Source organism: Mycobacterium sp. 1165178.9, assembly GCF_001673555.1.
GTDB lineage: Bacteria > Actinomycetota > Actinomycetes > Mycobacteriales > Mycobacteriaceae > Mycobacterium.
On the sequence record NZ_LZMB01000318.1, the window covers coordinates 1 to 11,141 of the forward strand.

Annotated in this window: 13 protein-coding genes and 2 pseudogenes; 4 read left to right on the top strand and 11 right to left on the bottom strand. The window is 66.2% G+C overall.

The window, feature by feature from the left end; genetic code table 11:
- On the bottom strand, positions 1-291 hold a 291-nt coding region (locus tag A5652_RS13790; RefSeq protein ID WP_197513954.1), incomplete at its 3' end, for an FTR1 family protein.
- A gap of 91 nt (positions 292-382) precedes the next feature.
- Positions 383-1,216, bottom strand: a complete 834-nt coding sequence (locus tag A5652_RS13795) for a DUF3097 domain-containing protein (RefSeq protein ID WP_067351939.1) — start codon at positions 1,214-1,216, stop codon at positions 383-385.
- A 221-nt stretch (positions 1,217-1,437) separates the two neighbouring features.
- On the opposite strand from A5652_RS13795, the gene A5652_RS13800 reads away from it, so the two are divergent.
- The gene (locus tag A5652_RS13800) at positions 1,438-1,725 is read left to right on the top strand and encodes a DUF3349 domain-containing protein (protein ID WP_067351942.1); all 288 of its coding nucleotides are present in this window, start codon (positions 1,438-1,440) and stop codon (positions 1,723-1,725) included.
- A gap of 22 nt (positions 1,726-1,747) precedes the next feature.
- Here A5652_RS13800 and A5652_RS13805 read toward each other — a convergent pair whose 3' ends face one another.
- The 5 genes and pseudogenes from A5652_RS13805 to A5652_RS13825 form a co-directional block, all read right to left on the bottom strand.
- A complete protein-coding gene (locus A5652_RS13805) occupies positions 1,748-2,818 on the bottom strand; it encodes an ABC transporter ATP-binding protein (RefSeq protein ID WP_067351944.1) in 1,071 nt (356 codons plus the stop codon).
- Positions 2,819-2,820: 2 nt separating this feature from the next.
- Entirely contained in the window at positions 2,821-3,642 is an 822-nt protein-coding gene (locus A5652_RS13810; protein ID WP_369805793.1) for a carbohydrate ABC transporter permease, read from the bottom strand.
- 7 nt (positions 3,643-3,649) lie between these two features.
- Positions 3,650-4,596, bottom strand: a pseudogene (locus A5652_RS13815) (carbohydrate ABC transporter permease).
- A 15-nt stretch (positions 4,597-4,611) separates the two neighbouring features.
- The gene (locus A5652_RS13820) at positions 4,612-5,937 is read right to left on the bottom strand and encodes a sugar ABC transporter substrate-binding protein (protein WP_067351955.1); all 1,326 of its coding nucleotides are present in this window, start codon (positions 5,935-5,937) and stop codon (positions 4,612-4,614) included.
- A complete protein-coding gene (locus tag A5652_RS13825; protein ID WP_067351958.1) occupies positions 5,927-6,922 on the bottom strand; it encodes a sigma-70 family RNA polymerase sigma factor in 996 nt (331 codons plus the stop codon). Before A5652_RS13825 ends, A5652_RS13820 begins: the two co-directional genes overlap by 11 nt.
- A gap of 169 nt (positions 6,923-7,091) precedes the next feature.
- On the opposite strand from A5652_RS13825, the gene A5652_RS13830 reads away from it, so the two are divergent.
- Positions 7,092-7,451: a DoxX family protein gene (locus A5652_RS13830; protein ID WP_067351962.1), complete on the top strand. Its 360-nt coding sequence runs from the start codon at positions 7,092-7,094 to the stop codon at positions 7,449-7,451.
- 10 nt (positions 7,452-7,461) lie between these two features.
- Here the strand turns inward: A5652_RS13830 and A5652_RS13835 are convergent, their stop codons facing one another.
- Positions 7,462-8,262 (bottom strand): ketosteroid isomerase family protein, encoded by an 801-nt coding sequence (locus A5652_RS13835; protein WP_067351967.1) that lies wholly within the window; start codon positions 8,260-8,262, stop codon positions 7,462-7,464.
- On the bottom strand, positions 8,262-8,822 hold the full coding sequence (pncA, locus tag A5652_RS13840) for a pyrazinamidase PncA (protein WP_156745327.1): 561 nt from the start codon (positions 8,820-8,822) through the stop codon (positions 8,262-8,264). Before pncA ends, A5652_RS13835 begins: the two co-directional genes overlap by 1 nt.
- A 101-nt stretch (positions 8,823-8,923) precedes the next feature.
- Between pncA and A5652_RS13845 the strand changes: the two genes are divergently transcribed.
- Positions 8,924-9,985 carry a DoxX family protein gene (locus tag A5652_RS13845; RefSeq protein ID WP_067351975.1) on the top strand — a complete coding sequence of 354 codons (1,062 nt, stop codon included), beginning with the start codon at positions 8,924-8,926 and terminating at the stop codon, positions 9,983-9,985.
- Between the two features lie 26 nt (positions 9,986-10,011).
- Here A5652_RS13845 and A5652_RS13850 read toward each other — a convergent pair whose 3' ends face one another.
- Positions 10,012-10,590, bottom strand: a complete 579-nt coding sequence (locus tag A5652_RS13850; RefSeq protein ID WP_067351979.1) for an AAA family ATPase — start codon at positions 10,588-10,590, stop codon at positions 10,012-10,014.
- Positions 10,591-10,620: 30 nt separating this feature from the next.
- Complete coding sequence (locus A5652_RS13855) at positions 10,621-10,965, bottom strand: hypothetical protein (RefSeq protein ID WP_067351985.1); 345 nt, start codon at positions 10,963-10,965, stop codon at positions 10,621-10,623.
- Between the two features lie 66 nt (positions 10,966-11,031).
- Between A5652_RS13855 and A5652_RS26775 the strand changes: the two are divergent.
- Positions 11,032-11,141: pseudogene (locus A5652_RS26775) on the top strand (hypothetical protein); the annotation flags it as partial.

Below are 11,141 nucleotides of genomic sequence, written 5' to 3' on the forward strand. Positions count from 1 at the left end.
GCCGTTCATCCAGAGGATCATCGACGTCACGAACACCACCGCGATGGCGTTGATGACCGTTTCCATCATCTCTTGCTGGGCCTGCGGCAGGCTCGCGGCGAACAGGTCGAGGCCGACGCCCACGCCGACGCTGAGCAGCACGGCCACGGCGACACCGGCAAACATCGGGCGGACCGTCGAGCCGTTTCGTTTGAGGAAGGCACCGACGATGCTCACGATGAGCGACGCCTCTAGGCCTTCACGGAGACCGATGAGGAATGTGCCGATGAAAACGCCGAATACGCCCTGCATACGCCCTATTTCTGTCCCGCCGATCGGGACGTTCGGCCTAGCGTAGCCGAACTGACCGGCGGGCATTAGCCCTGGTCCGGTGGCTGCCGGGTCAGCAGTCCGGCGCCGTCACGAAGTCGATGAGTTCTTCGACCCTGCTGATCAGAGCCGGCTCCAGATCGTTCCAGTCGCGCACCCGCGAACGGATGTGCCGCCAGGCTCTGGCGATGTCCGCCTGACCGTTGTGCGGCAGCCCGATCGCCTGGCACACGCCGTGCTTCCACTCCACCTGCCGCGGCACCTCGGGCCAGGCGTCCAGGCCCAACCGCTGCGGTTTCACGGCCTGCCAGATATCGACGTAGGGATGACCCACGACCAGGGTGTCGGTCCCGCCGGGCCCTCGCCGCACCGCATCGGCAATCCGCGCCTCCTTGGAACCCGCGACCAGGTGGTCTACCAGCACCCCCAACCGGCGCCCCGGCCCCGGGGCGAACTCGGCGACGATTTCCACCAGGTCGTCGACGCCACCGAGGTGCTCGACGACGACGCCTTCGATTCGTAAGTCCTCACCCCACACCTGCGCGATGAGCTCGGCGTCGTGGCGACCTTCGACGTAGATGCGGCTGGTCCGGGCGACGCGGGCGCGGACACCCGACACGGCGACCGACCCGGAAGCGGTCCTGCCCGCGGCGGTCGGTGCCGGCCGGCGCGGCGCGGTGAGGATGACGGGCCGTCCCTCGAGCAAATACCCAGGGCCCAAAGGGAACCCACGCACGTGACCGCGTCGGTCCTCGAGGTCCACTCGTCCGTATTCGACGCGCACCACCGCGCCGACGTATCCCGTCTCCACGTCCTCGACCACCAGACCCAGTTCGGCCGGATGCTCGGTCGAGCGGGGCTTGCGTCGCCCCGCGGCGAGGACATCGGTTCCATAGCGATCCATCACGCGGCAATACTAGAAAGCCTTGCGGCCAAACACTGTTACGGCGCGCCACGTTCGGCGAATTGGCACCGAAGTCACTTTCGACGCGCCGGCTACCACCGGCCGTAAAATTTGTGTTTTAACTGTGTGGCGTTACTCAGCTGATGGCATTGACGATGGTACGTTGCTAGCTAAGCAAGCACTGCCGCTCACGCGCAACTTGCGGCGGTTAGCGAGGTGGACATATGGACCTGTCGCATTGGGTGACGAGCATTGTGGCTTTCGTGCGGGCCGGTTACCCCGCCGGCATGCCGGCCACCGGGCATGTGCCACTTGTGGCGTTGACGCGCCGACGGCTTTGCGGCGACGACATCAACGCGATCGCAAGGGATCTCATCGCGCGTCGGCTCTGGCCGATAAGTTCCATCGATATCGGCGTGGAGATCACCCGCGTCATCAATCAGCTGCCCTCCCCCGACGACGTCGCGCGTGTCCAGCGACGCGTCCATGCGCTTCGTTGCTCCCGCGGGTAGGCACCGCCAACGCCGAGCGTGATCAACAGATTCGGTGGCCATCCACACCGAAGAAGTGCAGGTGCCCGGGTTCCGGGTGCAGCCGCACCCTGCTGCCCTTCTGTGGTGGGTTGCGTCCATCGGCCCGCGCGACGATGGGCGCATCGATTACCTTGCCGGACCCGGTGATTCGCCCGTACAGGTAGGCATCCGCCCCCAGTTCCTCGACCACGTCGACCTCCATCTCGACACCGAGATCACCTAACTCGAAATGTTCGGGACGAACCCCGACCACGACTTCGCCCGCGGTGCCGGCGGTCTCCCGGGGCAGGGTTATGGGCCAATCGCCCAATGTCACAGTGGATTCCACGACGGGAAGGGTGAACAGGTTCATCGCCGGCGATCCGATGAAACCCGCCACGAAGACGTTGTTCGGGTTCCGGTAGAGCTCGCGGGGTGGCGCGAACTGCTGCAGCACGCCGTCGCGCAGGACGGCGACGCGGTCGCCCATGGTCATGGCCTCGACCTGGTCATGGGTGACGTAGACGGTGGTGGTGCCCAACCGCCGTTGCAATGCGGCGATCTGGTTGCGCGTCTGCACCCGGAGTTTGGCGTCGAGGTTGGACAGTGGTTCGTCCATCAGGAACACGTGGGGCCGGCGGACGATCGCGCGGCCCATCGCCACTCGCTGGCGTTGCCCGCCGGACAGGTCCTTTGGCTTGCGATCGAGATAGGGTTGCAGGTCAAGCAATTTCGCCGCGTCCAGGACCCGCGCGCGAATCTGGTCCTTCGGCGTCTTGGCGATCTTCATGGCAAACCCCATGTTCTGGGCCACCGTCATGTGCGGGTAGAGCGCATAGTTCTGAAACACCATCGCGACGTCACGATCCTTGGGATCGACGTTGGTGACGTCTCGCTCGCCGATCCGGATATGCCCAGAGTCCACGACTTCCAGCCCGGCCACCATCCGCAGCGAGGTGGTCTTGCCGCACCCGGACGGTCCGACCAGGACGACGAATTCGCCATCACCGACGACGAGGTCCAGGTTGTCCAGAGCCGGCCGGTCCGCTCCCGGGTAGCGCCGGGTTGCTTGCTCGAATGTCACCGAGGCCATGGCTAACCACCCAGCCCGGTGACGGCGATTCCGCGGACGAACGAGCGTTGCGCGACCGCATAAATGATGACCAGGGGCAGCATGATGAGCATCGAGGTTGCCATCAGAACCGGCCACCGGGCAACATATTCGCCCTTCATCCGGACCAGGCCCAGCGTCAGGGTGGCCAGGCTGTTGCGCTGAATCATCAGCAGCGGCCACAGAAAATCGTTCCAGACGTTGACCCAGGTGAGCACGGCGAGCACCATCACCGCCGGTCGTGCGTGCGGCAGCAGGATCCGCCAGTAGACCTGCCACGGTGAACAACCGTCGAGTATCGCCGCCTCCTCCAGATCGGTGGGCAGGGTGCGGAAGAACTGCCGCATCAGGTACGTGCCGAACGCGCTGCCGAAGAAACCCGGCACGATCATGGCCCACGGCGTGTCGACCCAGCCCAGAGTTCGCATCACTAGAAACTGCGGGATCACGGTGACTGTCAGGGGCACCATCAACGTGCCGAGATACACGACGAACAGCGTGTCGCGGCCACGGAAATCCAGTCGCGCAAAGGCATAACCGGCAAGTGAGCAAAAGAAGACATGCCCCGCGGTGACGCAGCCGGCGTATAGCACGGTATTGAAAAACATTCGCCCGAACGGCATCAGCGCGAACACCTCGGTGTAATTGGACCACCGCGGGTGGGACGGCAGCAGCGTGGGCTCGCTGACTTCGCCTTCCGTTTTCAGCGAGCCCGACACCGCCCACGCGATCGGGAACAGCGCGCACCAGGCGACGGCGAGCAACGCGCCATACACCACGCCGCCGCGCACCACAGTGTGCTTGATGACGCCCTCACTTAAGCCCACGCGAAGTCTCCAGAGATCGTCGATGGCTGACCCGCAACTGCACCACTGTCAGTACCAGCAGGACGGCGAACATCACCCATGCCAGCGCGGAGGCGTATCCGAATTCGAGGAACGAGAACGCGTGCTGGAACAGCATGATGCCCAGGACGTAGGTCGCCGATTCCGGCCCACCGCTGGGGCCGTTGAGGACATAGACCATGTCAAACGCCTGGAAGGCGTGGATGACCGAGATGATGATCACGAACGATATCGACCCTCGGATCAACGGAACCGTGATGGACACGAACTGTCTTATCTCGCCGGCGCCGTCGATCTTGGCCGCTTCGTAGACCGTTCCCGGAACACCTTGCATCGCCGCCAGCAAGACGACGGTCGCGAAGGGCACGCTGCGCCAGACGCTGACAATGCACAGTGAGGCCATGGCCCAGTGCGGATCGACCAGCCACGGGACCGGACCAAGTCCGACCCAGCCGAGCATGATGTTGAGCAACCCGTTGTCGGTGTTGAAAACGAACTGCCACACCACCGCCATCACGACCGATGAAATAGCCAGCGGCAGAAAGACGATCGTTCGGAAGACGCCGATGCCCCTGACCTTCTGGTTCAGCACCCCTGCGACGGCCAGGCTGATGAGGACCGTCGGCACGACCGTTCCGAGGGTGAAGATCACCGTGTTGCGGATCGCGATCACGAAGAGCGGGTCGGAGGTGAACAGCTCCCCGAAGTTCTTCAGGCCCACGAATTTCGGTGGGGTGAACACATCCCATTCCTGCAAGCTCATGTACAGCGAAAAGCCCAGTGGAAAGAGCATGAACACGGCGACCGCCGCCATGTTGGGTGCCACGAACAACCGGCCCGCCCACCCGTGTCGCCGCCACGGGCTCGGGTCCTTCGGGGCCCTCCTCGCCCTGCCGGCCAGCGCGGTCGCGCCAGGTGCACCCGTCGAGTTCATGGACTGCGCAGCACTTCGTCCACAGAGCGGGACAACCCGCTCAACGAGGTGGCCGCCCGGTTGCCCCGCAGGACGGGCCCAAAGTTGCGGTCCATCAAGGCATTGACTTTCTCCCACGCCGGCGTGATCGGCAGGCCCTGTGAAAAGGCCGGCCCTTCGGTGAGCACACTGAGATTGCCGAGCCGTCGATGAGCCTTAGCGAAGCCGTCCGATCGCAACGCTGAGCGCAGCACGGGAACGAACAAAAGCGATTCACCGATCAATGCTTGCCCGACGGGACCGGTCGCGAACTTCACGAATTCCCATGCCTGCTCTTTGCGGGAGCTGCTCGCCGAGATGGCCAGTCCGGTAGCGCCGATATCGGAATACGCCGCGTGACCCTTTCCCAGCGCCGGGCCGACCGGCAACGGAGCGACATCGAAATCAAGATCCTCGGCGCGGATGTAGGTCTGGTAGCGCCAATGCCCGCCGAGCGCAATCGCCGCCCGCCCAACCGCGAAAAGATTGGGTGTCGACATGGACTGCGTCTCTGATGCGTTGGGCGCAACCCGGTATGTGTTGGCCAGATCGGCGTAGAACTGCACCGCTTCCTGGAACGCCGCCTTATCGAAGTTGAAGTGGGTCGGATTGAGCCGCGGGTTGGACCATGCGACGCCGTTGTTCATCGCGAACAGGCCGGCCGAATAGTAGGAACCCCAGGTGTTGACGAAGCCGTACTGCCCGGCCCGACCGGATGCGTCACGCTTGGTCAGAGCTCGCGCCGTGTCCAGGAATTCGGTGAAATCCCATGGCTGTTCCCATGTCTTGGGCGGCGCCGGCACCCCGGCCTCGGCGAATAGCCGCTTGTTGTAGAACATGTAGTTGCCCGACCACTGTTCGGGCAGCGCGTACTGCTTTTCGTTGAACGTGAAGGTTTCGTACAGCGCCGGAATACTATCCGCCTTGAGCTGGTCGGCGAACGCCTTGTCCCGTGCCAACAGCGTGTTCATGTCCAGCAGCACACCGCGGTCGGCGAGTTCGGCGTAGGTCAGTTCCCACGTCATGAGCACGTCGGGGCATTTGCCGCCGACGCAAAACGTCGAAAGCTGTTGCATGACGCCCGGACCGGACTGCACCGGCCGAACCTTGATATCGGGATGACGGCGCGCGAACTCGTCGACGATCCGCATCCTTGCGTCGCGCTCGTCCGGATTGGCCGCGAAGAAGAAGGTGAGGGCGTCGTCTTCGGGGGCGCACCCGGCCGGCCACGGTGCCAGCGCGGCGGCGGAAAGCGCGCCCGCGCCCCGCAGCAGGTCGCGCCGTCCGAACGGCCTATCGAGCATGACTCTCCCAGTCTTGCCCCGTGGCCGGCTTCCCGGTCACTTGTGTCTGACGTCCTTGGTACCCGATCAGATCGTGATGTTTCTGGATCGGCCACCGGGGCAACGTCAGCGCGGTCCGACGGATCCGCTCGGCATCGTTGGTGATGTCGATCGTGTGGATGCGACCGTCGGCGCCGATGCCGATCACCAGCAGGACCTCAGCGTGCCCGCGGGCCGCGAGCACGATGCCCGGTGCCCCGTCGATGAGCATGACAGCACCAGCGCGCGCCCGCCGAGCGAACCGACGAGTCTCGGTGGCGACCTCGGGGGCGCCGCGCAACGTAGTTGGCACGTTGGCCGGGACGAGGGCCGGATCGACCGTGCGCACCACCTCGGGAGCCAGCAGTTCCAGCAGGCCGGCGATATCACCGCCGCGGGAGGCCGTCAGGAACGCCTCCACCACCTTCAGGTGCTGGGCCGTGCGGCGCGCAGGGGCGGCCGGCTGCGCGTGCACACGGTCGCGCGCCCTGCTTGCCAGCTTCTTGGCTGCGTCCGGTGACCGATGCATCACTGCGGCGATCTGGTCGAACGGCATCGCGAAAACGTCGTGCAGCACAAAGGCGACGCGCTGCGGCGGGGACAGGCGGTCGAGCACGACGAGCAGCGCGCTGCTCACCGACTCCGTCAGCAGCGCGTCCTCGTCGGCCGGCGCCGACGCCGTCTGGGCCAGCCGGTCTAGTTCGTCGGGCCCGGCGAGGGGTTGTTCGGCGCGACGCCTGCGCGCCCGAAGCTGGTCGAACGCCTCGCGCGCGGTGATCGTCGTGAACCAGCCCGTAAGATTCTCCACAGCGTCGAAGTCGGCACGACTGGCCTTCAGCCACGCCGACTGCACCGCGTCGTCAGCGTCTGCCACCGAGCCCAGCAGCTGGAACGCGACCGACCTCAGATGTCGTCGGTCGGCGTCGAAACGCGCCGCCAGACCCGCCAAATCCTTTGTTGCGCTCATGGGTCACCTTTTCCGCACGAAAGTCGTCAAGAAGATGACCCCGTCCAACGGACTTCCTATGGCAAAGGAGACAAGCACCATGACCTTACCGATTGTGCGCCGCGGCGCGCGGCGCGCGTACCCGACTCGCCGCTGCGGAATTTGCTGCGCGACAAGGGATTGATTCCGGATGAACACCGCACTTGTCGTGATCACGCTGATCACCGCCGTTATCACCGCCGCGGTCGCCATCGCCGACTTCGTTCCGGCCCGATTCGTTCTGGCGAACTCTGCCGAGGTCGGGGTGCCGCGCTCCTGGTTACCGGCGCTTGGCGCGGCGAAGCTGGCCGGAGCCGCCGGGATCGTCGTCGGCCTGCTGGGCCCGTGGCAGTTGGGCATCGCGGCCGCCGCTGGCCTGGTTGCGTTTTTCGTCGGCGCGGTGACGACCCACCTGAGGGCGCACGTCCTGTACAACATCGCGTTTCCCGGCGCGTACCTGTGCCTGTCCGCGGCATCGCTGGCGCTGATGGTGGTCGTGAGGCATGCCTGAATTCGGCGGATCAGGCTGGAAAATACCTGATCAGGTTGATGGCGTTGCCGCGCCAAGCCACGTCGGCGAACACGATGGCGCGTCCGTGACTCGAGTTGAGTGAGACCGCGACGGTGGGGCCCGCGCTGTTCATCTTGGTTGCGCCGACCCCGTCCAGTTGCTCCATCAGCTCGGCCAGTTCGAGCGGATCACGATCGCCCAATGTTATTGCGGCATCCGACGACAGCACTCGCGCCGCGGAGAAGCTGTCCTTCCGTGCGACGGCGTCGAGGAACGTCGTCAGCAGTCGCTGGTGGCGCGCTCCCACCCGCCGGAAGCCGGCCATGAAACCCGCAGTGCCACGCCAGCCCTGATTGCTCAACAGCCCCTTTGACAGGTCCAACGCGGGCCGCAGGGCACCCGAACCGGTGCGCAGGAACTGCAACATCATGGAGGGAAGCTCCCAGTAGGCCCGCAAGTGGCCAATCTTCCACTCGCCGTTGGCTTCTCGGAGGTCATAGCGCAGGAAGGCGGGAATGTACATCGTCACGGCCGAACCCATCGTCACCTCGAGTTCGAGGTCACGCAGCACCGTGGTGCCGACGACTATGTCGAGATCGCGATGGAACTTGATGTCACGCGGACCGATGAAGGTGTCATAGAAGCGCTCGATCTGCTCATGCCCCACATGCGGTCGCGAGCCCACGGGGTCCTCGATGCGGCCGTCACCAGTGAACAGTCCCACCCACCCGGCGCGATCGTGCGCGGCGGCCGCCTGCGGCGAACGCTCCAGGGCGGCGAGCAGACGTTCCCGATCCAGCGGCACCGCCACTACGGTCCCCCGACCAACTCGATGCCGGCGGAGCGCATTTCCGCCAGGGCTTCGGCGGCCGAGTCGGCGGCGGCGGCCGCGGTCAGGTCCACCAGCACCCTGGTGGCCAGGCCCGCCGCCGCCGCGTCCTCGGCGGTCCGGCGCACGCAGAAGTCGGTGGCGATGCCGACGACGTCGACCTCGTCGACCCCCCGTCGCCGCAACCATCCAAGTAGCGTCGTCCCGTTCTCGTCGACGCCCTCGAAACCGCTGTAGGCCGCGGCGTGAGCACCCTTGCGGAAGACGGCATCGATGTGCCGGATGTCGAGGTCCGGGCGAAGGTTCGCGCCCGCGCTTCCGGCGACGCAGTGCACGGGCCAGGTGGATGAATAGTCCGGCCGGTCGGAGAAATGATCGCCCGGGTCGATGTGGAAGTCCTGGGTCGCCACGACGTAGTGGTAGCCCGGGTCACCGGACAGATAGGTGTTGATCGCGGGCGCCACAGCAGCGCCGCGTGCCGTCGGCACCGAGCCGCCCTCGCAGAAATCGTTTTGTACGTCGACGATGATCAACGCTCGCACGCGCTCCACCCTATCGGTGTGCACCTCGATGTCGATGCCGGTCTAGCTGGGGATATTGACGTTGCGGTTTGCTCGACAGACAGCCGGGTAATACACCGGCCATGGTGCTCAGGAGAATCGCGCGACCCCTGTTGTCAGTGGCTTTCATCGGGCAAGGAGTCAATTCGCTGCTCAATCCCAAATCGGCGGCCGAGGCCGCCGCGCCGGCAGTGGACGGCCTTCAGGCGTTGCCGGATTCGGTGAGTAGCAGCATTCCCAGCGATCCCGAGACGGTCGCGCAGATCACCGCGGCCGTGCAAATCGGTGGCGGCCTGCTGCTTGCCACCGGCAAACTCCCTCGCGTCGCGTCGGCGGCGCTCGCGGTGACGGTGTTGCCGGCCAACCTCGGGACGCATTCGTTCTGGAACGAAAGCGACCCGGTGGCCAAAGCCCAGAAACGCCAGCAATTCCTCACCGACCTCAGCCTGCTGGGCGGACTGTTGATCGCCTCCGCCGACACCGCCGGTAAGCCCTCGCTCGGGTGGCGTGGCCGGCGCGCGGCCGAACGGCTCTCCGAGCGGGTGTCGTCCGCGTGGCCCGGTTCCGACGACTCGGCCTTCGATGCGTCCGAGCTGGGTGATCGGATCGCACACGGCTTGCAGGTCGGCGCCGAACGCGGTCGCGAACTCGCCAGCACCGCAGCCGAACGCGGCGCGCCCTACGCCGAAGCCGCGCTCGAACGCGGCCGTGAACTCGCCAGCACCGCAGCCGAACGCGGCGCGCCCTACGCCGAGGCCGCGCTGGAACGGGGCCGGGAGCTGGCGAGCACCGCTGCCGACCGCGGTAGGCCGCTGGCGAAGAAGGCCCGCAAGCGCGGGGAGCAATGGGCCGACGAGGCCGCCGATCGGGCCGCCTATCTGGCCGAAAGGGCGCGTAAGCGCAGCGAAGAGCTTGCCGATGATGCCGCCGACCGGGCCGCGCCGTTGGCCAAGAAAGCCCGCAAACGCAGCGAGAAGCTGGCCAAGAAAGCCCGCAAGCGTAGTGAGAAGTTGGCCAGCACGGCGCGGTCGCGCGGCGAGGAGTTCGCCGAAACCGCCCGTCAGCGCGGTAGCGACCTGGCCGACACCGCGCGCGAGCGAGTCGGCAGTCAGGTCGACACCGGCCGCCGCAAGCTGTCCTGGTAGTCGCGGAGGCCGCAGTCCGGTTCGAGCTAGCCGGGCCAGCGCGCCCGCAAGTTCTCCGGCGCCCAGGTGGGCCACTCGGGCGCGCCTACCGTCAGGCCGCCACTGAGCCGCGCGACGATGCGCGGGCCGCGAAGCCGGCTGTTGTCGTAGACGGTCGCAAGGTCGGACAGGGCAATCGCCTCGGCGACCGGTATCCACAGCCGTTGATGGCGCTGCCGAATCTTGGCTTCTGGTACGTCGTGTCCGCCCGCTGTTACACGGTGCCGGACGCGTTCGACCGCAAGGTCTGCCGGGATGAGCAGCACGTGCAGCACGACGGTGAAGTCCGCACCGCGCGCCGCGTGGATGAGATCCAGTTTCGAGGGATGGGAGAACACCGTCTCGGCGATGAAGGATCGGCCCAGTTCGATCAGCTTTGCGCGGGTGTCGGCGGCGATGCGCGCGGCGTCGTAGGCGTGCGATGTCGGATCTTCCGGCCAGCGTTGCCTCGCGATCTCGTCGGCGTTGACCACGAGGCTTCCCGGCAACAGCGGTGCCAGGGTGAACGCGATGAACGTGGACTTACCGGCGCCGTTGGGCCCGACCACCAGATCAAGTCGATCCATCGGGCCGCCGAACCGCAGGCGAACGCCGGGTCAGCGCCCGGCCGCGAGCACCACCGCGGCGCCGTCGGGGCGGTGCTCGACGATCTCGCCGTCGTCGTTGAGGGCGACGGTGGTCACCCCTTGCCCGGCAAGCGTCGCCCCGTAGTTGGCGCGCGCCAGGCTTTCTTCGATGGCCGCCGAGATCTCGGCGTTGAACACCACGCCCTCCTCGACCGTGAGTTCGCTGGTTGCCAACTGGCCCGCGAGTGCGGCTTCGACTCGACGCCGCGATGCCGTGTGCTGGCTGGACACCGCGCGCCCGACCCGAGCCCAGTGGTCGAGTTGCTGCTTGGCCGAGCGGCTCTGGCGGGCGCCCTCGGCCGCCGCGCTGTCCATCAGGTCGGACGCGCCGGTGTAGCATTATGCTACAGCTTGTAACGAAGTGTTGCATTGGAGGAAGTCATGGCCGAGGCCCTCGATCGTGTCACGCGGGTTGCGTCCGACCTGATGGACAGCGCGGCGGCCGAGGGCGCCCGCCAGAGCCGCTCGGCCAAGCAGCAACTCGACCACTG